20 protein-coding genes, 1 other RNA gene and 1 pseudogene are annotated in these 23,409 nt (G+C 70.7%); 5 read left to right on the top strand and 17 right to left on the bottom strand.

Annotation, left to right across the window (positions count from 1 at the left end; all coding sequences use genetic code 11):
- Positions 1-71: 71 nt before the first annotated feature.
- Both ACFWBD_RS25410 and ACFWBD_RS25405 read right to left on the bottom strand, forming a co-directional pair.
- Positions 72-1,472 (bottom strand): aldehyde dehydrogenase family protein, encoded by a 1,401-nt coding sequence (locus ACFWBD_RS25410; protein ID WP_385670968.1) that lies wholly within the window; start codon positions 1,470-1,472, stop codon positions 72-74.
- Positions 1,472-2,599 carry a phenazine antibiotic biosynthesis protein gene (locus ACFWBD_RS25405; RefSeq protein ID WP_385670965.1) on the bottom strand — a complete coding sequence of 376 codons (1,128 nt, stop codon included), beginning with the start codon at positions 2,597-2,599 and terminating at the stop codon, positions 1,472-1,474. Before ACFWBD_RS25405 ends, ACFWBD_RS25410 begins: the two co-directional genes overlap by 1 nt.
- Positions 2,600-2,776: 177 nt before the next feature.
- Here ACFWBD_RS25405 and ACFWBD_RS25400 point away from each other — a divergent pair, with 177 nt between their 5' ends.
- Positions 2,777-3,103, top strand: coding sequence for a hypothetical protein (locus ACFWBD_RS25400; RefSeq protein WP_385670962.1), 327 nt, complete (start codon positions 2,777-2,779; stop codon positions 3,101-3,103).
- Positions 3,104-3,173: 70 nt separating this feature from the next.
- Here the strand turns inward: ACFWBD_RS25400 and ACFWBD_RS25395 are convergent, their stop codons facing one another.
- The 9 genes from ACFWBD_RS25395 to ACFWBD_RS25355 all read right to left on the bottom strand — a co-directional run bounded on the left by ACFWBD_RS25395 (position 3,174) and on the right by ACFWBD_RS25355 (position 13,163).
- Positions 3,174-4,559, bottom strand: a complete 1,386-nt coding sequence (locus ACFWBD_RS25395; protein WP_385670960.1) for an FAD-binding oxidoreductase — start codon at positions 4,557-4,559, stop codon at positions 3,174-3,176.
- A gap of 53 nt (positions 4,560-4,612) precedes the next feature.
- Positions 4,613-6,226 carry an amino acid adenylation domain-containing protein gene (locus tag ACFWBD_RS25390; protein WP_385670956.1) on the bottom strand — a complete coding sequence of 538 codons (1,614 nt, stop codon included), beginning with the start codon at positions 6,224-6,226 and terminating at the stop codon, positions 4,613-4,615.
- A gap of 98 nt (positions 6,227-6,324) precedes the next feature.
- The gene (phzG, locus tag ACFWBD_RS25385; protein ID WP_385670953.1) at positions 6,325-6,972 is read right to left on the bottom strand and encodes a phenazine biosynthesis FMN-dependent oxidase PhzG; all 648 of its coding nucleotides are present in this window, start codon (positions 6,970-6,972) and stop codon (positions 6,325-6,327) included.
- 52 nt (positions 6,973-7,024) lie between these two features.
- Positions 7,025-7,888 carry a PhzF family phenazine biosynthesis isomerase gene (locus ACFWBD_RS25380; protein WP_385670950.1) on the bottom strand — a complete coding sequence of 288 codons (864 nt, stop codon included), beginning with the start codon at positions 7,886-7,888 and terminating at the stop codon, positions 7,025-7,027.
- On the bottom strand, positions 7,885-9,765 hold the full coding sequence (locus tag ACFWBD_RS25375; protein ID WP_385670948.1) for an anthranilate synthase family protein: 1,881 nt from the start codon (positions 9,763-9,765) through the stop codon (positions 7,885-7,887). Before ACFWBD_RS25375 ends, ACFWBD_RS25380 begins: the two co-directional genes overlap by 4 nt.
- Positions 9,762-10,385, bottom strand: a complete 624-nt coding sequence (locus tag ACFWBD_RS25370; protein ID WP_385670945.1) for an isochorismatase family protein — start codon at positions 10,383-10,385, stop codon at positions 9,762-9,764. The genes ACFWBD_RS25375 and ACFWBD_RS25370 overlap by 4 nt, the downstream gene beginning before the upstream one ends.
- Before the next feature lie 51 nt (positions 10,386-10,436).
- Positions 10,437-11,612 (bottom strand): 3-deoxy-7-phosphoheptulonate synthase, encoded by a 1,176-nt coding sequence (locus ACFWBD_RS25365; RefSeq protein WP_385670942.1) that lies wholly within the window; start codon positions 11,610-11,612, stop codon positions 10,437-10,439.
- A 34-nt stretch (positions 11,613-11,646) separates the two neighbouring features.
- Complete coding sequence (locus ACFWBD_RS25360) at positions 11,647-12,135, bottom strand: PhzA/PhzB family protein (RefSeq protein ID WP_385670939.1); 489 nt, start codon at positions 12,133-12,135, stop codon at positions 11,647-11,649.
- Between the two features lie 389 nt (positions 12,136-12,524).
- A complete protein-coding gene (locus ACFWBD_RS25355) occupies positions 12,525-13,163 on the bottom strand; it encodes a response regulator transcription factor (RefSeq protein ID WP_385670936.1) in 639 nt (212 codons plus the stop codon).
- Positions 13,164-13,836: 673 nt separating this feature from the next.
- On the opposite strand from ACFWBD_RS25355, the gene ACFWBD_RS25350 reads away from it, so the two are divergent.
- Both ACFWBD_RS25350 and ACFWBD_RS25345 read left to right on the top strand, forming a co-directional pair.
- A complete protein-coding gene (locus tag ACFWBD_RS25350; RefSeq protein ID WP_385670933.1) occupies positions 13,837-14,868 on the top strand; it encodes a ketoacyl-ACP synthase III family protein in 1,032 nt (343 codons plus the stop codon).
- A gap of 31 nt (positions 14,869-14,899) precedes the next feature.
- Positions 14,900-15,205, top strand: coding sequence for a phosphopantetheine-binding protein (locus ACFWBD_RS25345; RefSeq protein ID WP_385670930.1), 306 nt, complete (start codon positions 14,900-14,902; stop codon positions 15,203-15,205).
- A 66-nt stretch (positions 15,206-15,271) separates the two neighbouring features.
- On the opposite strand, the gene ACFWBD_RS25340 is transcribed toward ACFWBD_RS25345, so the two are convergent.
- From ACFWBD_RS25340 to ACFWBD_RS25320, 5 genes and pseudogenes are all read right to left on the bottom strand, one after another.
- Positions 15,272-17,752, bottom strand: a complete 2,481-nt coding sequence (locus ACFWBD_RS25340) for a LuxR C-terminal-related transcriptional regulator (protein WP_385670927.1) — start codon at positions 17,750-17,752, stop codon at positions 15,272-15,274.
- Positions 17,753-17,831: 79 nt separating this feature from the next.
- Positions 17,832-18,707 (bottom strand): class I SAM-dependent methyltransferase, encoded by an 876-nt coding sequence (locus tag ACFWBD_RS25335; protein ID WP_385670924.1) that lies wholly within the window; start codon positions 18,705-18,707, stop codon positions 17,832-17,834.
- A gap of 402 nt (positions 18,708-19,109) precedes the next feature.
- An RNA gene (rnpB, locus tag ACFWBD_RS25330) (RNase P RNA component class A) lies at positions 19,110-19,513 on the bottom strand.
- Positions 19,514-19,531: 18 nt separating this feature from the next.
- Entirely contained in the window at positions 19,532-19,894 is a 363-nt protein-coding gene (locus tag ACFWBD_RS25325; protein ID WP_385670921.1) for an EamA family transporter, read from the bottom strand.
- A pseudogene (locus ACFWBD_RS25320) lies at positions 19,866-20,114 on the bottom strand (AraC family ligand binding domain-containing protein); the annotation flags it as partial. The pseudogene ACFWBD_RS25320 and the gene ACFWBD_RS25325, both read right to left, overlap by 29 nt.
- Positions 20,115-20,322: 208 nt before the next feature.
- Here ACFWBD_RS25320 and yaaA point away from each other — a divergent pair.
- Positions 20,323-21,114: a peroxide stress protein YaaA gene (yaaA, locus tag ACFWBD_RS25315; protein ID WP_385670918.1), complete on the top strand. Its 792-nt coding sequence runs from the start codon at positions 20,323-20,325 to the stop codon at positions 21,112-21,114.
- A gap of 75 nt (positions 21,115-21,189) precedes the next feature.
- Positions 21,190-21,852 (top strand): bifunctional 4-hydroxy-2-oxoglutarate aldolase/2-dehydro-3-deoxy-phosphogluconate aldolase, encoded by a 663-nt coding sequence (gene eda, locus ACFWBD_RS25310; RefSeq protein ID WP_385670915.1) that lies wholly within the window; start codon positions 21,190-21,192, stop codon positions 21,850-21,852.
- On the opposite strand, the gene ACFWBD_RS25305 is transcribed toward eda, so the two are convergent.
- Positions 21,824-23,275 carry a bifunctional RNase H/acid phosphatase gene (locus tag ACFWBD_RS25305; protein ID WP_385670912.1) on the bottom strand — a complete coding sequence of 484 codons (1,452 nt, stop codon included), beginning with the start codon at positions 23,273-23,275 and terminating at the stop codon, positions 21,824-21,826. The two genes, eda and ACFWBD_RS25305, sit on opposite strands and share 29 nt — an antisense overlap.
- Positions 23,276-23,409 lie beyond the last annotated feature (134 nt).

The following is a 23,409-nucleotide window of genomic DNA, read 5'->3' as shown; positions in this document are numbered from 1 at the left end:
AGGGGTGCAGCGGCTGCTGGCTGGAAACTGCTCCGTCCGCCCAGGGGCGGACGGTTGACGTCCGGTCCGGTTCAGACGCGGACGACGGTCTTGCTTCGCATCAGGAACTCGCCCAGGTAGCCGTCGTGCGGCAGACCCGGGCGGTGCCGGTGCGTGGCATGGCTCCCCACGTGCAGATTGCTGATCGTCGGTTCGTCGATCAGCGCCTGAACGAGGTCGTCGTCCTCGGTGACGACCGTCAGGACCAGGGTGTCGCGCAGCGGCTCGACGCCGTCCTCGCGACTCCACGGCCCGACCCACACGCAGGGGAAGGGGACTTCCGCGGAGAGCTGCGCCGCGTGGGCGGAGTCCACCTGGTGGACGGCAGGCCGCAACACGGCGCTGCCGTCCCCGAGTTCGTCGACGAAGCCGGTGCCGCCGAGCCAGGCACGCGTGCCCTGGGCCCGGTCGAGCACGAACTTCTCCAGCGCCCGCGCCGCCTTGGTGTTCTGCACCGGCAGCAGGGCCTTGTCGTCGTGCGGCGGCAGGCTGGGCAGGGCGGCCAGCCGCTCGGCGATCGCGCCGGCGAGCGGGGCGGGATCGCCCTCGACGAGTACGGCGGTGGCGTTGACGCAGCCGCTGCCGGCGTGCCGGCCGACCGAGTCGACGATCATGTCGAGGTGGTCGCGCCAGTCGGTGTCGGCGGTCAGCAGGATCTTCGAGCGGCCGGGCTGGAGGGACAGCACGCCGGGGTCGTCCGCGTACTGGCGGATCACCTCGTCACCGCCGTAGGCCAGGTCCGCGCCGCGCACGATGGCGTCGGCCGCCTCGTGGCCGCAGGGCAGCAGGACGACCTGGTCGTTGCCGAAGCCGGCCTCACGCAGGGCGAGGACCAGGCGGTGCGCGGTGAACGGCTCCCGGGTGGAGGGGCGGACAGCGACCCGGTAGCCGAGGGCGAGCGCTTCCGGCCAGAACCCGTGGGTGCCGGGGTGGTTGCCGGGCACATGGACGGCGAGCACCTCGCCACGCCGGGTCCACACGGCCTGGGAGGTACGCACCAGCGGGTCGCGCCAGTCGGCCACGGCTCCGGCGGGCCGGGCCAGCTGGACGCTGCGGTAGGCGTTCGAGACCCGGTCGGCGCAGGTGCGCGTGGCGACGCGGACGACCTCGACCGGCAGCCCGGAGACGCCGGTGACGGCCGCCTCGTACTGCCGCACCGTCAGCCCGCCCAGGGTGGCCGTGCGGAACAGCTCGGCGGCACGGGCCAGGGCGCCCGCCCGCTCGTCGGCGGGCAGCGGGGTCGCCGCGTGCAGGGCCTTCATCGCCCGGTTCACGAAGAGGGCGGGCACCAGGCTCATGCGGGCCATGACCGCACCGGTCACGTCCGTGATCTCCTGGCGGCTGTGGGCGCGGTACGGGCCGCCCGGTCCCAGCGCCTCCAGTTCGGGTACCTCGGCGCCCTGCTCGTTCGGCGGCTGCTCCCCGGCCCCCATCAGTAGACCCCCTCGATGACGGCCTCGTCGTCGAACCGGGCGACCGGGGCGATGCCCGCGGCCGAGTCACCCATGCGGCCCTCGGGCGCGGCCACCCGGATCGCGGTGTCCCGCTCCAGGTTGTTGGGGAGCAGCAGTGCCTTGCTGACGTGATGCATCACGACCTGGCCGCGCTCCCCGTAAGCCACGGCCTCACGGGTGGCGGGGTCCACGACCTGGAAGGTGATGTACGGGGAGAAGGTGTCGAACACGCACGGCTCACCCGGTGCTGTGCCGTGGCGCTGACCCGCGATGCCGAGGATCATCGTGCTGCCGTAGTGCCCGTAGAGGGTGGCCTCGGGGAAGATCTCGGTGCGGTAGAGGGCCTCCGTGTCGGGGTCCATCCGGGTGCCGCCCCAGCGGATGGCCTTCACCTTCCGGTTGATGAGTTCGACGAGCTCCTCGCGCTGGGCGATGCGTTCCAGCAGCGGCGGGGTCACCGTCATCACACCGATGTCCTGGGTGCGCAGGATGAACGTGGCCTGGTCGATGACGTGCTCGGCGTAGGCGTCCGCCTGACCGCCCTTGCCCTCCGAGATCAGGCGCTTGACCCAGCGCGGGTCGAGGTCGATCTGGAAGCCGTACCGGCCATGGGTCCGGGCCGAACGACGGAATATCTCACCGACGATGTGGGGGCCGGATGGGGTGATTCCCAGCCAGTCGACATGACGCGGGAAGCCGTGCACATCGAGGTTGGCGTTGCTCCAGCCGACCAGCTTCTCCAGCCAGTCGGCAGGGCAGACGACCCGCTTGGGAGCTCCGGTGGTCCCTCCGCTCTCGAAGACGCCGACGATGTCGGGGCGTTCGCCGTAGCCGCGCGGCACGAGGTCGGCGGCGGGCACGTCCCGTAGTTCGTTGGCGACGTTCGGGAAGAGGCCCAGGTCGGCAAATCCCTTGACGTCAAAGAGGGGGTTGAAGTCGAGCGTTTCGGCCCTCTTCAGCCAGAAGGGGGAACCGGTCTCCGGGCCGAAGTGCCATTCCATCGCGGCCCGGACGAGTTCGTCGGGGTCCGGAGCCTCATGATGGGGCAGGTCCAGAATCGACAGCTCGTTGGGCGCCACTCGTCCTCCAATGTCGACAGCCGGCATGACGTGGCCGGCCGGTTCCCCGAGCCGGGACCACCGTCGGCCATGACCGATGTCCCTCATTCGATCACCGGGCGGCCGCCCGCACCTGAGTAATTGGCTACTCAATTCGCCTTACGGACCAGCGTTTTGATTGAGTATCACTGTCGCCCGAAAACGACCGGCTCATACACTGACGCCATGCAGCCATCGAAGACAATGAAGGCAATGATCGCGTGGTGGAACCTCACCGATTCGCAGCAGACCCCCGAATCACTCCGTGACTTCATCCGCCAAGAGGAGAAACAATGGTCGGACATTCCGGGTCTGCTCCTGAAGATATGGCTGTCCGACCCGTCGACCGGACGCTGGGGTGCTGTTCTTCTGTGGGAGTCCGAGGAAGCGGCGAAGGCGGCGGTGCTGCCGCGCAGCCCTGCCGAACTGATAGGACATCCGCTCGACTTCCGGGCGTGGTTCGACGTGGAGGCGATCGCCGAAGGAGCGTATTCCCTGCCTCCGGAACGGTGACATGCCGAACGGGCGCCCCGGGATCCGGGGCGCCCTGCAATCGGTACACGCTGTTTCGCCCGGCCGTTCCCTAGCCTGCCGGCTCGATGTTCCGATTGAACCGGAACAGATTGGCCGGGTCGATCTCGGCCTTCAGCGCGGACAGCCGGCGGTGGTCGGCCGGCTCCCAGAAGTCCTCGGCGGGCGTCGGCGGGGCGCCTTTCGCGCAGCCGCCGTACACCAGGCTCTGGAACCGGCCGCCGACGGACTCGGCGGCGAGCGCCCCGAGCACCTTGTCCCGGACACCCATCACCTCGTCCGGCTCCGCTCCCATCAGGGGTATCAGCACGCGCAGGAGGTAGCGGGCCGTGCGGTGGCCCACCGCGTTCGGTACCTCGGCGGGCCTTGCGAGGGCTCCGCCCAGGTGGCGCACGTCGACCACACACGGAAGGCCGGCTCCGGGGCCCACCAACTGCGTTACTTCAGCCGCCTGTTGCGGGGAGAAGGCGCGCAGCAGGACGTTGTCGCCCTGATAGGCGTGCGGCATGGGCGGATCGTTGTAGATCGCGCCGCACTCGGTGTACGGCATCTCCGCCAGCGTGTCGGACAGCCGGGGCCCGAGCGCGCGCAGCGGGGCGACCAGCCGCTCGCCCGTTCTGGAGTCCCCGGTGTACGCGATGCGCACATGCGCCGCGAACCGGCCGCGCACCGTGGCGGGGAACAGCGGCAGGTCCGGGTAGGCGAGCAGCGACACCGAGGACGTCAGCTCTTCGGGGAGCGTCTCGGTCCAGCCGAGATAGCCGGCGAGCAGGTCCGGGGAACGGGTGAGGTCGAAGACCAGCTCTCCGCCGTACAGCCGGCTGACCGGCACCAGGTCGATCTCCATGCCGGTGACCACGCCGAAGTTCGCGCCGGCCCCGCGCAGGGCCCAGAACAGTTCGGGCTCGCTCCGCGCGGTGACATGCCGCGACCGGGCGTCGGCGGTGACGATGTCGATCGAGCCGACCCGGTCGGCCGCGTAGCCGAACTCCCTCGCCAGCAGGCCCAGCCCACCGCCCAGGACGTAGCCGACCGCGCCGACACCGGGTGAGGAGCCGTTCAGTGGGGCCAGACCGTAGCGGGCGGCGGCCTCGACGACGGCGGCGAGCCGGGTGCCCGCGCCGATCCGCGCCGTGCGGGCCCGGGCGTCGACGGTGACGCCCGACAGTCCGGCGGTGTCGATGAGCATGCCCCCGTCCGTGGCGACCGACAGGCCGTGCCCGGTCGCCTGGACCGCAACCGGCAGGTCGCGAGCGGCGGCGTGCTCCACGGCCGACACCACGTCGTCGGGGCCGTCCGCGCGGACCAGCACCGAGGGCCGGTGACGGTAGGCGGTCTGGAAGCCGGCGCACCGGGCGGCGAACCCCTCGTCGCCCGGCACAAGCGTCTCGCCGCGCACGCGGTCACGCAGGGAGGCGACCGCGGCAGCGTCGTTCATCTGTGGCGCTCCCTTCTGTCCGGACACGTCGTCGGACCGGTTCGGCGGTGTGCTCACGGGATCAGGGCCGCCAGTTCTCCGGAGACGACCTGCCGGCGCAGCGCCGTACGGTCCACCTTGCCGTTGGGGTTCAACGGAACGGTGTCCAGCAGGTGGTAGGTCATCGGGATCATGTGCGGAGGCAGCGTCCGGCGCAACTCGTCGTCCACGTCGTAGACGTCGAGGTCGTCGCCCGTCAGGATCCCGGCCAGCACCGTCACGCCCTCCTCCTCCCCGGGGACGGCGACGACGATGGCCTGGTCGACGCCCTTCTGCCGGAGCAGGTGCGCCTCCACCTCGCCCGTCTCGATGCGGTGGCCCAGGACCTTGACCTGGGTGTCCAGCCGGCCCATGTAGCCGTGCTCGCCGCCGGCCGTGCGACGGACGAGGTCGCCGGTCCGGTACCAGCGGTGGGTGCGGCCGTCCTCCGACACGGTGGTGTGGAACGCGTTCTCGGTCAGCTCGGGCGCGTTCAGGTAGCCCTCGAAGACCTGGGGCCCGCAGAGGCAGAGCTCGCCGGGCTCCCCGTCGGGCACCGGGCGGCCGTCCTCCGCCAGTACGGCGGCGGCCATGCCCGGATAGGGGGAGCCGATCGACACGATCCCGTTGACAAGGGCGGCCGGCGAGGTCCGCGGGTCCCAGCGGTGCACCAGGCAGGTGATGGTCGCCTCGGTCGGCCCGTACAGGTTCTCCAGCAGGGACCCGGGGGCGGCCTCCAGCCACGCCTGAGCGGTGGTCGCGGGCAGTGCCTCTCCGCAGAACAGGCTCCAGCGCAGCGAGGGCAGGCTGCCCGGCTCCAGCTTCCCGCGGCTGTGCTGGAGCACCGCCACCGAGGGCACCGCGAACCAGACGGTGATGTCGTTGCCGCGCACGAAGTCCAGCGGCGTCATCAGGTCGAAGGTGTCCATCGGGAACAGGCAGCCGCCGCTTCCCCAGGCCATGAACAGGTCGAAGACGGACGGGTCGAAGGTCTGGTCGAAGGTGTTGGTGAACCGGTCGTCTTCCGTGAAGTCGTACCGCTCGACGTTGGCGGACAGGAAGGCGGCCAGATTGGCGTGCGAGATCGGCACACCCTTGGGACGGCCCGTGGAGCCGGAGGTGAAGAGCAGGTAGGCGGTGTCCTTGGGGTCGCCGGCCGCGGGCTCGGCCAGGGGCACGCGGTTCTCGACGTCGCGGCGGGTGAGGACCCGTACCCCCGGGGGGAGGTTCGCGGGCGGCTCGTCGCTCTCCGGCAGCACGAGCAGGGGGGCGTCGGCCAGGCCGTCGAGAAGCGGCCCGAGCTGGGCCAGGGAGCCCGGGTCGGCCAGTACGACGTCCACCTCGGCGCGCTCGAGAATGTCCTGGTTGCGGGCCGCGGGGTACTTCTTGTTCAGCGGCACCACGGTCGCCCCCGCGTACAGGACCGCGAGGAACCCCGCGTAGGTGACGATGCTGCGGTGGCCGAGGATGCCCACGCGCCTCGGCCGCTTCTCCAGGCCGGTGAGCGCGGAGGCCCAGAGCCGGGCGATGCCGTCCAGTTCCCGGTACGTCCAGCTCTGCCCGCGCAGCGACAGCGCGGGCTTCTCCGGAACGCGCTGGACCGAGGCCTGGAATCCGGAGTGGAGGAAGAGGGGCGCAGGTGCCTGCATGGTGTTCTCACGTTCCGTTTCGATGGGTTCGACGGGAGGTCCGCTGCCGGGACGGCCCGGCGCCGACATGGCTCGTTGGCGAGCTGTCCGGTGGTGCGCTACGGCTGGAGACGGCCGACGCGCCAGGCCTCGCCCTCGCGGTCATACCGCAGTCGTTCGTGCAGCCGGTCGGCGCCGTCGGACCAGAACTCGACGCTTTTGAACCGGAGTTCGTATCCGGTGAAGCCCTCGGGACGGGGCAGCGCCTCGCCGCTCTCCCCCAGTCGCAGCGCCCGCTCGCGCAGCGCCCGCACCGCGTCCGGTCCGGTCACCGGCTCGCTCTGCCGGGAAACGCTCGACATGGCGTGGGTGAACACGGGGCGTTCCCGCCACAGGGCGTCGGCCTCCGCGACGGGCAGCCGGCCGACCGGTCCGTCGACGATGATCTGCCGGCTGGTCTCCCGCCAGTACAGGACACCCGACGCCCACGGGTTGACCGCCAGTTCACGGCCCTTGCGGCTGCCCTCGTGGGTGATGAACACGAGTCCGGTGTCGGTCACCTTGTTGACCACCACGATCCGGGTCGAGGGTCTGCCGTCGGCGTCGGCGGTGGCCAGGGCCAGTGCCCGGGGCTCGCGGACCCCGTCGCGTGTCGCGTCGGCGAGCCACGCGCGCAGGAGGCCCACCGGCTCGGCGGGCGGCTCGAGGTACTCGGGGAAGGCAACCTCGACGGTTTTGGTCATGCTTTCCGATGTGGTGCTGCTCATGCGTCTCTCCGGGTCGGCGGCTCTGCGGGGGTACGGGTCGTGGGCGGCCACGTCACAGCCGCAGCGCTCCTTCGATCGCGATGACACCGCCGCCACCGACCTCGACCCCCGTGACCAGCTCTCCCGTGCCCTCCACGAGGGCGTGCATGGGTGAGGGGCGGCCCATCTCGACGCCCTGCGTGATGACGATGCGCTGCCCGTACTCGATCAGGCCGTGCCGGGCCAGATGGATCGCTATGGGACCGGCCGCGGAGCCGGTGGCCGCGTCCTCGACGACGCCGTACGCGGGGGAGAACATGCGGTTGCGCCAGTTCTGGCCGGAGCCGGCGAAGCAGTTGGCCGCCATGTCCTCGAACGCGCTCAGCGCGCGGTGGTCCGGGGTGAGCGCGGACAGTTCCTCCACACTGCCGAGGCCGACCAGGACGTGGCGGGGGCCGTTGTGGTAGATGTCCACCGGCAGGGCGGGGTCGTGCACCCCGAGCGCGGCCAGCAGTTCCTCGCTGCGGTCGAAGGGCTTCCAGGTCGGCACGGGCTGGCGCATCCAGGCAGCGGTGACCACACCGCCGGTGCGGACCAGTTCGAAGGGGATGAGCCCCATCGCGGTCTCCAGCTCGAGCCGGTCCGCCGTGCCCTGGTTGCCGATGGCGATGGCCGTACCGAGCAACGGGTGCCCGGCGAAGGGCAGTTCGTTGACCGGGGTGAAGATGCGGACGCGCGCGTCGCCTCCTTCCTCGGGCCTCAGCACGAACGTGGTCTCGGAAAGGTTCATCTCCCGGGCGACGCACTGCATCTGTGTGCCGGTGATGTCGTCCGCGTCGAAGTACACGGCCACCGGGTTGCCCTTGAGGGGCTCCGTCGCGAAGGCGTCGACGACCACGTAGGGGTGCATGGAGAGCTCTCGCTGTTCTGTCGTCATGAGGTGATCACATCCTGAAGGGCGTCGGCCAGGATGCGCGGACCGTTCTGGGTGAGCACGGACTCGGCGTGGAACTGCATGCTCATGAAGTGCGGGCCACGCAGCCCGTACACCTCCCCCGTCACCGGGTCCCGGCAGATCTCGACCACGCCGACGCCCTCCACCTCGCGTTTGTCGTCGGCGCTTCCGGCGGAGAACGCGTTGTAGAAACCGACCCTCTCGCGGGCGCCGAAGTAGTTGATCTCCTGCTGAAGGCCCTGGTTGGGGGTGGGCAGCCGGGACACCTCGAAGCCGAGGACGAGGCTGAGCACCTGGTGGCTGAGGCAGACGGCGACGAACGGGCGGCGATCGGCCAGCAGGGTGCGCACGGCCGTGTGGAGGTGGCCGATCCGGGGGTGGGCCGTGTCGCCCGGGTCGCCCGGACCCGGTCCCATCACGACGAGGTCGTGGTCGGCGAAGGTGTACTCCTCGTCGAACCGGCGCACCGTGACGTCCAGCCCCATGGAGCGCAGCTGGCCGGCGATCATGGAGGTGAAGGTGTCCTCCGCGTCGACGACGAGGACGCGGCCTCCGGCGAGCGCGGAGTGCGTCCTCGGCCGGTCCGCGGCCTCGCCCAGCCAGAAGCCGGCGATGGACTCGTTGCGCCGCTCCAACGCGGCCCGGACCTCGGGGTGATCGGCGAAGCTCCCCACGCTGCCGGACTCCAGCGCGCCCACCAGTGCGGACGCCTTGACCCGGGTCTCGGCGGCCTCCCGGGCGGGGTCGGAATGGCGCACCAGGGTGGCGCCGACGCCGATCTCCACCCGGCCGGACGCGTCGATGTCCGCGGTGCGGATGAGGATCGCGGAGTCCATCGTCCGCCCGCCGTGCTCGTCGCGCCCCACGAGGGCCGCCACGCCGCTGTAGTAGCCGCGCCCCTTCCCCTCGTACGCGTCGATGACCCGGCAGGCGCTCTCCAGCGGGGAGCCGGTGACCGTCGGCGCGAACATGGTCTCGCGCAGGATGTCGCGTACGTCGTGCCCGGTGCGTCCCTCGATGAAGTACTCGGTGTGCGCGAGACGGGCCATCTCCTTGAGGTACGGGCCCTTGACCTGACCGCCCGACTCACAGATCCGGGCCATCATCTTGAGTTCCTCGTCGACGACCATGTACAGCTCGTCGGCCTCCTTGCGGTCGGCGAGGAAGTCCATGACGTCCGGCAGGGTGGGGCCGGTGGGCGGGTAACGGTAGGTGCCGCTGATCGGGTTCATCACGGCCGTGCCGCCGTCGAGGCTGATGTGCCGTTCGGGCGAGGCACCGACGAGGGTGCGCTCCCCCGCGTGGATCAGGAACGTCCAGTAGGCGCCGACCTCCCGCTGCACGAGCCGGGAGAAGAACGACAGGGCGCTGTCCGGCCGGTAGTCGGTGATGGTGGCCACGAAGGACCGCTTGATGACGAAGTTCGCCCCCTCGCCCGTGCCGATCACGTCGTCGACGACTTTGCGGACGATGCTCTGGTAGGTCTCGTCGTCCACGTCGAAGTGCGCGTCGGCCAGCTCGGACGGCACCTGCGGGATGCGGCGCAGCGCGTCGGCCAGAGGCAGCCGCGCCTGGTCGGTCACGCTCAGCGCGAGCAGGGGCGCGCCGTCGTCGGACGCCACGAAGCCGCGTTCGGCGATCTGCCGGTACGGGATGACCGTGAGGACCTCGTGGTGGGCGCCTTCGCGGGCCGGCGCGTCGGGCAGGGGGATGTCGGCGAGCGTCGAGAGGGTCGAGAGGTCACCGACCAGCACGTCGAGGACACCCTCCCCGCCCGCCTCCGGCCGGTAGAGCAGAGCGAAGTCCCCGGCGTGGCCGGCCAGTACCCGGTCGAGCAGATCGCCGGTCGCCCCGGTCATACGAGGACCTCCTTGGCGGTGACCACCATGGCGCAGCGCTCGGCGGCGTAGTCGAGGGCCAGCCGGTGGTAGCGCTCGTTGAAGTCGGCCACCGCGTCGGCGACCAGGAACACCTGGATGTCGTTGGTGAACGCCTCGACGGCTGTCATGAGGATGCCGACATGGGCGTAGACGCCACAGACGATCAGCTGGTCACGGCCGGCCTTCCGCATGAGCTCCAGCAGGGGCGAGTCGTGGAAGGCGCTGTAGCGCCACTTGGTGAGCTGCCAGTCGCCGTGCCGGGGCGCGAGCGCGTCGACGACCCCGCGGTCCGCGGGATCCCGGCGCATGCCGGGCCCCCAGAAATCGGCCAGGAGCCCACGCTCCCGGCCGGTCATGCTGCCGGGCTGGGCGGTGTAGGCCACGGGGACGCCGAGAGCGGCACACCGGTCCCGCAGGGACGCCGCGTTGGTCACCAGCGGTGCGCGGACGCTGTCCGGGAAGGGTGCCAGGAAGAAACGCTGCATGTCGTGCACCAGCAGCACGGCACGGTCCGGATCAGGGGTCCACCGGGCGATGTTGGCGGGCAGGTCGCCCGCGGCCGGAAGCGCATAGGGCTCGATGGGGGGAATGCCGACCATTTCTTCCTTCCAGTGCCTGGCTCAGAGAGGGAGGGGTGCGACGGGCCAGGGTCAGACGTTCCAGGTGGACACGACGGAGAGGGCCTGCCGCGGATTGAGCCGCGGATCGCAGAACGTCGTGTACTTGTCGCCGACGTGGCCGAGGTCCGCCTCGCAGGAGACGCACTCGGTGACATCGCTGGGGGTGGTCTCCAGGTGCAGCCCGCCGCACACGCCGCCGGCGCCGTTGACGGCCTCCTGGAAGCGCCGCACCTCGTGCGAGACGGTCCCGACGTGGCGGGTCTTGCTCCCGTCGGGCGCCGTGAAGGTGTTGCCGTGCATGGGATCGGTCAGCCAGACGGCCGGGTGTCCCGCGTCGCGCACCGCCTCGACCAGCCGGGGAAGCCGCTCCGAGATCAGGTCGGCGCCCATCCGGGATATGAGCGTCAGTCTTCCGGGCAGGCGAGCGGGGTCGAGGCGTTCGCACAGCGCCACCAACTCGCCGGCACTCATCGAGGGGCCCACCTTGCAGCCCACCGGGTTGCTCACCCCGGCGAGCAACGCCACGTGCGCTCCGTCCAGTTGGCGGGTGCGTTCACCGATCCACGGCCAGTGGGTGGAGCCGAGGAACAGCTTGCCGTTCCCGTCCCTGCGCAGCATGGGGATCTCGTAGTCGAGCAGCAGCGCCTCGTGGCTGCTCCAGACCGGCGGGCCGAGGGGGTCCCCGAGGGGCGCCTCCCCCTGCCAGCCCAGGTGCCTCATGATCTCGCTCGCCGCCATGTAGCAGGTGAGGATGCGCAGCGGATCCGGGCGCCTGGTCTCGGGGTCGGGTTCGGGACCGTTGACCATATGGCCGCGGAACGTGGGCAGTTGGACATCTGCGACCAGCTCGGTCCTGCTGGAGCGAGGCTTGGCGAACTGGCCCGCGATGCGGCCGGCCCGGATGACGGGCCTGTGGGCGTTCATCCGCAGCGTGCCCGCGAGCAGGTCCAGGAGCGCGACCTTGCGAGAGACGTCCGCCGGTGTGCACTCGCCGGGGTCCTCGGCGCAGTCGCCGGCCTGGATCACCAGGGCCTCGCCGGCCACGACCCGGGCGAGCGCGTCACGCAACACGCCCACGTCGTGGGCCCGCACCAGCGCGGGCCCGGCCGCCAGCGTGTCCCCCACCCGCGCGACCTGTTGCGGGTCGGGCCAGTCGGGCTGCTGCTCTGCCTTGCGGATGCGGAGATCGCGCAGGACTTCGTCCACGAGGTCCTCCTATTACGGCGGGATGAGCGGCCGGTCAGGTGGGTATGCCGGCGCGCTTGATCTCCGGGACGGGGATGCCCAGGGCACGCAGCTGCTCGAACGGGTTCATGAACTCCCGCTGCAACTTGATCCGGCCGTTCTCCAGCTCGAACGAGTGCAGGAAGTGGTTCTCGTAGTAGCCCTCGGGGTAGTCCGCGAAGAGGATCCTGCCGCGGCCGTCGCACTCCACCCAGAAGCGGTTGGGGTCCTGGGTCTCGAAGATCTGGACGTTGTACCACTCCCAGTCCGGGAAGGTCTTCAGCGACCACACCGCGTGCTCACCGAGCCGGTCGCGGCCGTTGATGCTGATCGGGGCGCCGGTGTCGGTGGTCCACAGACCGCCTGCGCCGTCTTCCGTGAACAGCAGATGACGCTCCAGGCGGGCCTCGCCCAAGGCAGCCATGTACGTCTCCACGGTGGCCCGGTTCCTACTGCGCAGCGCGGCTTCGTCGGTGAAATCATTGCTCTGAGTTGTTTCAGGCATGGCTGAACTCCAAAGAGTGCGTTGCGGCGGCTGTGTCGGTCCCTGAATGCGGAAAGAGGGGAAAGGCGCCTGGGGGCAACCAACCGGTGCAGGGCGACACCGTCGGGCCACGCGGGGCGGCTTCCACAGATCTTGCCGGTCACGGGGTGCCCGTACAAGAAGCAACAACTCAACTCGACGATAGGCTCGTTGCAGGTTCGGCAGGCACTGTCCAAATTCGTCAGAGGACTGTCAACTCCCGGGTAACTCCGCGCCATTGCCCTCGCCGGGCAGACATCATGATCGAGTGCCGTCGGGGACCCGCGCCGCGTCCGACGTGAAACGCCCGACCGGGAAACCCCGGCCGGGCGTTCGGATCGATCGACAGAAGGAGAGGGAGCGGAAGCCGCTCAGGCACAACCCAGTTGGAAGCCCACTCCACGCACCGTACGGATCCAGTCGCTGTTCCCGAGCTTGCCCCGCAGGCTGCTGATGTGGGTGTCGATGGTGCGTCGGGACCACACGTCGCCCCACACGGCTTGCATGATCCTCTTGCGTGGGACGACCGCGTCGGGTTGGGCCGCCAGAAGGTACAGAAGATCGAACTCCTTGCGGGTGACCTCGACCCGGCGACCGTTCAGACTCACCTGGCGGGCCGCCGCGTCGATGCACAGAGGGCCGTGGATGATCACTGCCGGGGTCACGGTGGACGTCTGGACGCGCCGCATGACGGCCTCGATCCGGGCCATCAACTCCCGGAATCCGTAAGGCTTGACGAGATAGTCGTCGGCACCGGCCTGCAGGCCGAGGACCCGGTCGAGTTCCGTACCGCGCGCGGTGACGGCGATGATCGCCGTGTTCCCCTCGGCGCGGATCTGCCGGCACACCTCCAGCCCGTCCAGGTCCGGCAGTTCGAGGTCCAACAGGACCAGATCGGCGCCCTCGTACACGTCGAGAGCCGCGATTCCGGCGGCCACCCGTTCCACATCGTGCCCGTGCCGCTGTAAGCCCTTCACGAGAAACTCCGCGTCCTCGTTGTCGTTCTCCACCACGAGCACCCGCCAGACGGCCGGCGCTCGATGCCCCTGCTGTCTGCGTGGGGTCGGAAGTTCCCTATCGGTCCAGCCTGCCCTCCCCGTGCCGGAAATCCCCGGCAGATGACGATTCATCGGGTCAGAACGGACGACCACAGTTTCCCCCTTTGAGAGTCCACACAGCGGACTGGCTACCAACTGGGGTGGTGCGCACAGAACTTCCTTGCAGGCTCGACCTGACCCGTGCATACCACACGAGCCAGGCAGATCTTACGCAATGCACACAACTTCCCCCGCCTTGCAAGCCGGAGCATAACAAACCTTCATAGCGGCACATCAAACGGATAGTGAAGGCTGGCTTTTCAATACACTGGCACCATCCCACACTCCAGTACCTGACGACATCCGTCAATATTGACCCCAGGCGATTAAGCGGACATAAAATCTCCTCGTGGATGGCCGGCCGTCGACCGCCCGTACCCCGCCCGCCAGTTGTTCCGGCCACCGCCTCCCACAACGCGGGCCCTCCATCCACGCCCCCCCACTTGCGTAGGGACGCGCACTCCGCCCCCGATCTGAGTAGTGGCCACTCACGCGCGTCGGCACGTCGCCATGGTCGTCTTGGGCCGGCAGAAGCCCACACAGGCCACGCCGCATTCGCGTGATGAGCGTCGGAAGGAATCCCACGATGAAGTTCGAGGACGTCTACCTGTCCAGTCTCGGCACGTATGTGCCCGGCCTGGTGACGACGGAACAGGCGGTGGAGTCCGGCTGGTACGACGCGGACGTCCGCAAGGCCTCGGGACTCGAGTCCGTCGCCATCTCCGATTCACTGTCGGCCCCCGAGATGGCCGTATTGGCAGCTAAAGAGGCAATTCAGCGATCGGGGCACACTCCCGAGGATTTCGGCGCACTGATCCATAGTTCCGCATATCACCAGGGACCCGACGGATGGTCTCCGGCGCACTATGTCCTCGCGAACACTCTGAACACACCGATCACGGCACTTGAAATCAAGCAGGGATGCCAGGGAATGCTTTCTTCCCTTGCCATTTCCGCGCACCGCCTCGCCTGCGACCCGCGTAAGTCGGCGGTCCTTCTCACCGCGGCGGACAATTACTCCGCCCCCCTGGTCGACCGCTGGACGACCTCGCGCCTCTCCATCCTCGGCGACGGCGCCGCGGCGGTGGTCGTCTCGCGCGACGGCGGTATCGCCAAGCTGCTGTCCGTCGCCTCGTGCTCCGTCCCCGAGATGGAGGCCCTGCACCGCGGCAGCGAGCCGATCTTCCCGCCCGCGGTCACCGTCGGCCGAGAGCTGGACTACGAGGCCCGCGTCAAGTTCTGGATGGAGGAGTGGGCCAAGGGCAACACTCCGCCCATCCAGCACCCGGGCGAGGTGCTGCGGAAGGCCCTCGACGAGGCACTGGAGGACGCCGGCATCGCCGCCGACGAGATCAAGCGGGTCTGCCACCCGAGCGCCACACTCGACGCGCTGCGCGATCAGTTCCTCGACCCGATCGGCTTCACCCTCGACAGCGGGATCTGGGAGCACACCAGCAAGCTCGGCCACATCAGCGCCGCCGATGTCTTCATCGGCCTGGAGCACGTGTGGAGCACCCGGCAGGTCGGCCCCGGGGACAAGGTGATGCTCTTCACCGGCAGTCCGGGGTTCGAGGCCGGTGTCGCGATCGTGGAAATCGTCGCCGAACCCGCCGAGTGACCAACCCGCCGCCCTTGAGAGGACGCACCGGATGACCCGGACCGACAACACCGACAACACCGACAGCGCTCGCGGGACGAAGGCCGCGACGGCTCCCCCCGTCACGGGCGAGGGACTGCGCTCGGCTCTGGCCGAGCTGATCGGCATCAGCCCGTCCGAGATCGAGGACGATGCCAATCTCATCCGCCTTGGCCTCGGATCCCTGGAGATGATGCGGCTGGTGACCAAGTGGCGCCGCGCGGGCCTGGGCGTGGACTTCGGGGAGCTGACCGGCACCCCGACGTTCGCCGCCTGGAACGAGCGGATCACCCGGGAACTGGCGGAGCAGACCGGCTGACCACCGGCCACGGCGGTCCACCGGCCGAGGGTCCACACCCGAGCGCGTGAACCCACCCCGCTCAGGTCAGGCGATGCGTCCGACCTGAGCGGACCCCGTGCCGAGTCGGGGAGCAAGTTCCGACCTCGTGGTGACACCGAGCTTGCCGTAGGCGCGGTAGAGGTGGTTCTCCACGGTACGCACGGAGAGGACGAGCCGGTCGGCGATCTCCTGGTTGGACAGCTGTGAGACGGCGAGGGTCACGATCTCCCGCTCCCGGGCGGTGAGCCCGGTACGGGTACCACGGTCCTGACGCTCGGCCGGCACAGCCCAGTGGGACGGCTCGGCGCCGCAGCGGAAGGCGAGTTCGGCACTCGCGGCCTGCGCGGCCCGGGTCTTCCGCCGGTTGCCGGACGCCTGGTGCGCCTGCGCGGCCTGCGCGGAGGCCTCCGCCGCGAGCGGCAGCAGCCCCAGGGCCTCGAACCGCAGGGACACCGCGTCCAGGGCGTCACCGTCGTGTTCCGAGAGCGCCAGGACGTGTCGCAGCCGGACCGTGTCGGTCGTGGGCCGACCGCCGCAGGCGGTCTCCCAGACGGCCACCGCCCGGGGCGCCGCGCCCGCCCGGGCCGCCAGATGAGCCGCGGCGAGCGCCTGGCCCTGCCGACCGGCGGACAAGGCCCGCTCGGCGACCCCCAACGCCCGGCGCGACGCGGCCACTCGGTCGCCGAGGCACGCCTCCACCAGCGCGGCCTCCAACTCCACCGCGTCCGCCATCAGCGGGTACCCGCACTCGTCCTGCTGCGCCGACCGGGCCTCTGCCAGCAAGGAGACGGCTTCCAGCCCGTCACCCGACTCCGCCACCGCACCGGCCAGTTGGGCGATGCGCCAGGAGCGCGTGCTGAGCCAGTCGGTGGGCCCGCCGTACGCGGCCGCCTGCCGCAGCAGACCGACCGCCTCGGCCGTGCGGCCCGTGACCCGCAGGATGCGCGCCTCCAGGAGATCGGCGTACGTGCGGGCACGGGCGCCGTCGCCCGCGGCCTCCTCACGCAGTTCGGCCAGCACCTCCCTGGCCTCGGCCGGGCCCCTGGCATGCACGGTGATCCAGCCGGTGACACCCAGGTGGTCGAGGCGCGTCGCCTCGTCCCGGCCTGCCAGGGTCGGCCGAGCCGCGGACAGCACGGCCAGGGCGCCCTCGTCGTCGCCCGACTCGTGGCGGAGCAGGGCGAGCAGCGGCTCGGTGTCCGCCGCCGTCTCGGCCAGCCGCCGTGCGTCTCCGATCCGGTCCTTGAACAACCGCACCAGGGCCCGCGCTCCCAGGTCGGTCTCGGTGACCGCTTCCGCCTCCGCGAGCCGGCCCAGGCCGAGGCTCATGTTGAGCGCGCGCGGGCGGAGTACGGCGGTGGCATGCGCGGCCTGCGCGAAGTGCGCCTCCGCCTCCACGTGGCGGCGCTGTCCGGCCAGGGCCTCGCCGAGCACCACGGCCGCACCCTCGTCGGCTGCGGCGGTGAGCGCGGCGCGGCTCAAGCGCTCGGCGAGCGAGTAGTCCTCGCCACGCAGCGCGCTCACGGCCGCCTCCCGCAACCGGGCGGGCTCCGGCAGACGCCGTCCCGTACCGAGACCGAGCCCGGCTATGCGGGCCACGTCACCGGCCCGGTGGGATCCGGCACCCTCGATCGCGTCGGCGATCCGCCGCCGCAGCCGACGAGCCGTCAGTTCCGGGAGGGTCGCCGCGACCACGGCCTCGCACAGGGGGAGTGCGAGTCTCAGGTCCAGCCGGAATCCCGCACGTCGGGCGACCAGGACGCCGCGGCGGTTCAGTGACTCCGCCGCCTCGCCCAGTTCGTCGACGATCGGCAGCCCGGTCTCCAGCGGCCCGGCGAGCGCCAGCATGTTCACCAGCTCGCGCTCGCCCGGATCGAGGTCCCCGAGCAGCAGCTCCACCAGATCGACCAGCCTGCTGTCGGGCGCCCCCTGCAGACCGGGCCACTGCCACCTCCCCCGCACCTGCCGCAGAGTGCCCTCGGCGAGCGCCTGGTCCGCCAGTTCCCGCAGCGTCAGCGCATTGCCCTGGGTGAGTTTCCAGAACCGCTCGGCGGTGTCGACGGCAACCGGCCCGCCGAGCCGCGCGCTGAGCATGCGCACGCTCCCCGACCTGTCGAGGGCGTCGACGCCGAGCCGCCGCACACGCTTGGCGATGAGCAGTCGCCGCACCTCGCCCGGCAGGGCGGCGCCGGGCGGGGCGGTGGCCAGCAGCAGCGCCTGGCCGCTGTCCACCAGCCGGTACGCCACCCCCAAGGTCACCGGGTCGGCCAGATGCACGTCGTCGATCGCCACGGTGACCCGTCGGCGCGGCGCATGCGGCTGGGGCGGTACCGCTGCGCTCAGCTGGTTCCCCGGCCCGTCACCGCGCACCACCCGCGCCCCCGCACGCTCCGCCCGCTCCAGCGCCACGTTCAGGAGGGTGCTCTTGCCTGCCCCCTGCTCGCCGACCAGGAGAGCGCCGACCCCCGCGGCCGTCCATTGCTTGATGTCCGCGAGTTCCGCCTCCCTCGCGGTAACGGGCCACATACCTTCGACCACTGTCTCTCCCCCATGCAGACTGCGGGCGCCTCGCCGTATCACCTAGTGGAATTCTCCGGGGCCGGAATCAGCTCTGCGGGGCCTTTCCGCGCATGTAGACGATCGGCACCGGAACAGTAATCACGCCGTCCTCGTCACGAAGAGTGTCCAGCCGCCGGGACACCTCCGAAATGACCTCGCGGCGCTCGTTCTCCTCGATACGCTCCCACATTCCGCGCATTCCGGTGGTGTAAGTGAATTCGACCCACTGCTCGCCCGACTTCACGATGACCGGGAGGTCCTCCTCCACCACCGCGACGTCCACGAATCCGGCGTCAGTCAGGGTTTTCTCTATGGACTCCGCGGTGACCAGCCAGTTCGAGCCGGCCTCGGCGAACTGGGAGTCGTAGGCACCGCTCTGCTTCAGCGACTGCAGCATGTACGGCATCAGCAGCTCGTTGACGCTCTCCGGGAAGAGCGCCCACTTGCCGCGCGCGGTCGAGAAGAACGACGGTGCGGCCGTGGCGAACCGGCCGCCCGCACGCAGCAGTGACCGGTAAGGGCGCACGTCAGCGGCGCTCTTGACCCAGATGAACAGGCTGCAGCTGCCGATCACCGCATCGAACCGGCCCGCCTCGAACTCGGGCTTCTGCCCGTTCATGACCTGAACGCCGACATGCTTCAGGCCGCGCTCGTCCGCGTCCCCCTGCGCGTACTTGACCATCTCCTCGGAGATGTCGATACCGATCACCTCGCCGCTCTCACCGACAGCCTCGGCAGCGGGGAAGAGCGCCGCTCCACGACCGGCGCCGACATCGAGAACAGAATTCCCGGCAGAAATTCCGGAGAATTCGACGAGACGACGCCCGATCGGCCGGAAGAACTCCACGCCACTCTGGTCGTAGGCTTTGGCCGTCTTATTGAAAAGGTTGTACATCTCTTCGGTGTTCTCAACGCTTCCCATGCACGTCTCCCCATTCGACCGAGCCCCGCGCCGGCACTCACGATATTTCGGAGCAATACCAACACGCTTTCAGACACGTGTCCAATAGCCAACCCTTCTTTCGTCCATCAAGAAGCGTGATGGCGCTGTCCCGCGTCCGCCGACGCGCCGATCGAGGCCGGTTCGGCCGGATCGGCTTACCGGGGAGTCGCCCCGGAATCACAGCGGCGGGTGCGTGAGCTCACACCGGGCTGGCGGCGGACCTGCCACGCGGGGACCGCCGGACGTCGGCCGAGCGCGCCGGGGATGCCGCACCCGTCCGGCCTGATGCGGCATCAGAAGACCTGTGCAGCATCAGAAGAAACAGGAAGGGCCTCCGGCGCAAACCGGAAGCCCTTCCCGAGGCAAAGCCAGAGGTGGCGGCAGACGAGTCGGGCTGTACGCCGGGTTCTGTCGCCGGTCGACCTCGCGGTCGGCCGGGAGACGGCCATCCATCTAGGGCCGGCGTTGCCGCCGGCCTCGTGCGGTCTACCCGCGGACTCGGGCGGGCAGCCCTCGAACGTCCGCGCAGAGCGCTTTTCACGGCGCTCCTTTTGACCTTGCTCCAGGTGGGGTTTACCTAGCTGCCCAGGTCGCCCTGGGCACTGGTGGTCTCTTACACCACCGTTTCACCCTTACCGAGGACCGAAATCCCCGGCGGTCTGTTTTCTGTGGCACTGTCCCGCGGGTCACCCCGGGTGGCCGTTAGCCATCACCTTGCCCTGTGGAGCCCGGACGTTCCTCGGGAAGTCCCGTGAGGGACTCCACGCGGCCGTCCGCCCGGCTCGTCTGCCGTGTCGACCATGCTACCGGGCGCGCGCCGCGTCCTGCTCCGGCCCGGGGTCCGGGGGTTGCTCCCCGGGAGCAAGCGGCACCGGAACCGAAACCGGCACCGGAACCGGCACCGGTTTCGCGGCGCGGCGCGGTCCCGCTGTCGCGAGGACCGAGCCCGCCAGGATCAGGGTGAAGGCGGCCACGACCGTCGCCGTCAGGGGTTCGTCGAGGAACAGCGCGCCCGCCGCCACCGCGACGGCCGGGTTGACGTAGGTGATGACCGTGGCGCGGGTGGGCCCCGCCTCCTTGATCAGTTCCATGAAGGCGACGAAGGCGACCGCCGTGCAGATGACGCCCAGGCCCGCGAGGGCCGCCGGCACCGACGGGGCGGGCATCTCCGCGGGCCGGGTCGACGACTGTGGAGCCAGGGCCGGTACGGATGTGCCCGCCGCGGTAGGCGATGATCTCCGACCCGCCCACGCAGACACCGACGGTGAACTCCTCGTGGGCGTGCGGGGCGTAGACGTGCCGGTCGAAGCGTGCGGTGAGGAGGTCGAGCGGCGGACCGCAGAGCCCCAGTCGGGCTCTGGTCCACAGTGCTTGTTCACGACTCACTCGCCACCCCCATGTGACCCCCCGTCCGTGCTTCTACGGCTGCAACGCCTTCGGACTCCGGTTCATGCCGCCGGGCGGGTGCCGGCGAGCGGGCGGACGGGCGGAAGCGAGCGGAAGGGCGGGTGCCGGGCCGGTGCGGACCTCGGCGGGGGCGCCTCGTGGCACGTCGTACGCTGTCGCAGCAGAGCTCTATTGAAGGAGATTTCCCGTGCTTGTCCTGCTGCCGCCCTCCGAAGGCAAGGCGTCCTTTGGGCGTGGCGCTCCGCTCAAGCCGGAGGCGCTCTCCCTGCCGGGGCTCGGCGCCGCGCGCGAGGCCGTCCTCGACGAGCTGGTCGAGCTGTGCGCGGCCGACGAGGACAAGGCGCGCGAGGTGCTCGGGCTGAGCGAGGGGCTGCGCGGGGAGGTCGCGAAGAACACGGAGCTGCGTACGGCGGGCGCCCGGCCCGCGGGGGAGATCTACACGGGCGTCCTGTACGACGCTCTCGACCTGGCCTCCCTCGACGCGGCCGCCAAGAGGCGCGCGGCCGGGTCGCTGCTCGTGTTCTCGGGGCTGTGGGGCGCCGTCCGGGTGACGGACCGGATCCCGTCGTACCGCTGCTCGATGGGCGTGAGGCTGCCCGGGCTGGGGGCGCTGGGCGCGTACTGGCGTGCTCCGATGGCGTCCGTGCTGCCAGAGGCGGCCGGGAACGGGCTGGTGCTGGACCTGCGGTCGGCGGCGTACGCGGCGCCCTGGAAGCCGAAGGGGGAGGTCGCGGGGCGGACGGCGAGCGTGCGGGTGCTGCACGCGCCGACCCGGAAGGTCGTCAGCCACTTCAACAAGGCGACCAAGGGGCGGATCGTACGGAGTCTGCTGACGGCGGGGATCGCCCCCGCAAGTCCCGCCGAACTGGTGGAGGCGTTGCGGGACCTCGGTTACGTGGTGGAGGAGAAGGCGCCGGCGAAGGCGAAGGCCGGGGCGGCCGCCTGGACCCTGGACGTGCTGGTGGACGAGGTGCACTGAGGCACCACTTCAGCGTCGTTGCAGCATGCGCAATGCCCTTTGCGCATGCTGCAAGCCGGGGGCAGGATGAGGCGCATGACCTCACCCCTGCCCTCCTTTTCGGCTGCCTCGGTACTGGATCTGGCCCCGGTCGTGCCCGTGCTGGTCGTCGAGGACGCCGCCGAAGCCGTCCCGCTGGCGCGGGCGCTGGTGGCGGGCGGGCTGCCCGCGATCGAGGTGACCCTGCGGACGCCGGCCGCGCTCGACGCGATCCGGGAGATCTCCGGGTCGGTCCCGGAGGCGGTCGTCGGGGCCGGGACCGTGATCACGCCGGAGCAGGTGACGGCGTGCGGGGAGGCCGGGGCGCGGTTCCTGGTGAGTCCCGGCTGGACGGACGCCCTGCTGACGGCGATGCGGGCGTCCGGGATGCCCTTCCTGCCCGGGGTGTCGACCACGTCGGAGGTCGTGGCGCTGCTGGAACGCGGGGTGCGGGAGATGAAGTTCTTCCCGGCACAGGCCGCGGGCGGCACGGCCTACCTCAGGTCCCTGGCCGGACCGCTCCCCCAGGCCCGCTTCTGCCCTACCGGCGGGATCGGCCCGGACAACGCGCCGGAGTACCTCTCCCTGCCCAACGTCGGCTGTGTGGGCGGGAGTTGGATGGTCCCGGCGGACGCGGTCGCGGCGCGGGACTGGCAGCGGATCGAGGAGCTCGCGCGGACCGCCTCGCGGCTCAGGACCGCAGGTGGGACGTGTCGTTGAACAGGCGGACGCTGGCGTTGCCGTCCGCGAAGTAGGCCACCGCCGACAGCGAGGCCGCCGACAGCTCCATGCGGAACAGCGACTCGGGCGGGGCGCCCAGGGCGAGCCGTACGAACGTCTTGATCGGGGTCACGTGGGTGACCAGCAGGACCGTGCGGCCCGCGTATGCCGCGACCAGCCTGTCCCGGGTGGCCGCGATCCGGGTGGCGGTCGTCGCGAAACTCTCGCCGCCGCCGGTCGGCTCGGCCTCCGGGTCGGCCAGCCAGGCGTTCAGATCGTCGGGGTGCCGCTCGCGGACCTCGCCGAAGGTCAGCCCCTCCCAGGCGCCGAAGTCGGTCTCGGCCAGTCCGTCCTCGACCGTGACCTCGAGGCCGAGGCGGGCGGCCACGGCCGCGGCCGTCTCGCGGGTGCGGGCGAGCGGGGAGGCGAGGATGTGCTGGATGGTCCCGCGCCGGGCGAGAGCGGCGGCGACCCGCTCGGCCTGCTCCCGGCCGACGTCCGAGAGGGAGGGGTCGGTGCCGCCGCTGCCGGAGAACCGCTTCTGCGGAGTGAGCGGCGTCTCGCCGTGCCGCAACAGCACGAAGGTGGCGGGCGCCCCGAGATCGGGCGCCGCCCCCCAGCCGACGGAGGGGGTGGCCGCGGGCGTGACGGCGGCGGAGGCTGCGGGAGAGACGGGAGACACGGGAGAGGTTGACGCCGCATCCGCAGCCGGAGCCGTATCCGCAGCCGGGGTGGCGACCGTGCGGGCGGCGCGGAGATCGGCGTCGGTCTTCGTCGCCTTCTCCTGCGCGGCGACCGCGGTCGGGGCCTTCTCCTGGGCAGTGTCCGCGGTCATGTCGGTGGTCGGGTCGGTGGTCGGGTCGGTGGTCGGGCGGGACCGGGCCAGGGCCTCGCGGGCCTTTGCCGCGCCTGCCATGGCGTCGCCAGGCGGGCCGGAGGGCTCGGGTGCGGCCGGGGACACGGGGACGCGGGCGTCGAGCTCGGCCCGCGACGCACCGGCGTCCCACTGCTCACCCCGCTTGCCCGCGTCCATCGCCTCGTTCGCCAGACGGTCGGCGTGCTTGTTCCGCTCGCGCGGCATCCACTCGTAGGTGACCTGCCCGGGCGGGAGGATCCGGGCCGCCTCGGCGGCCAGCGGCTTCATGTCGGGGTGCTTGATCTTCCAGCGGCCCGACATCTGCTCGACGACCAGCTTGGAGTCCATGCGCACCCGTACGGTGGCCGACGGGTCGAGTTCGCGGGCGGCGTGGAGGCCGGCCACCAGCCCCCGGTACTCGGCCACGTTGTTGGTGGCGACGCCGATGTACTCGGCGCGCTCGACGAGCGTCTCCCCCGTCGCCGCGTCGATCACCACGCTGCCGTAGCCCGCGGGCCCCGGGTTGCCCCGCGACCCGCCGTCGGCCTCGACGATGAACTCCCGCACGACGTACGCCCCTTACCGACTCCGACTCCGACTGCTGACTACCGACTCCCACCGTCGACGGCCGGCTGCCGACTACCGACTGCCCACGGCGGACTACCGACCACCGACTGCCGACTACCGACTACCGATTGCCG

Origin of the sequence: Streptomyces sp. NPDC060002 (assembly GCF_042737245.1) — a bacterium.
GTDB lineage: Bacteria > Actinomycetota > Actinomycetes > Streptomycetales > Streptomycetaceae > Streptomyces.
Note: the sequence above shows the minus strand (reverse complement) of the source record. Positions and strands in the feature narration are given on the sequence as shown.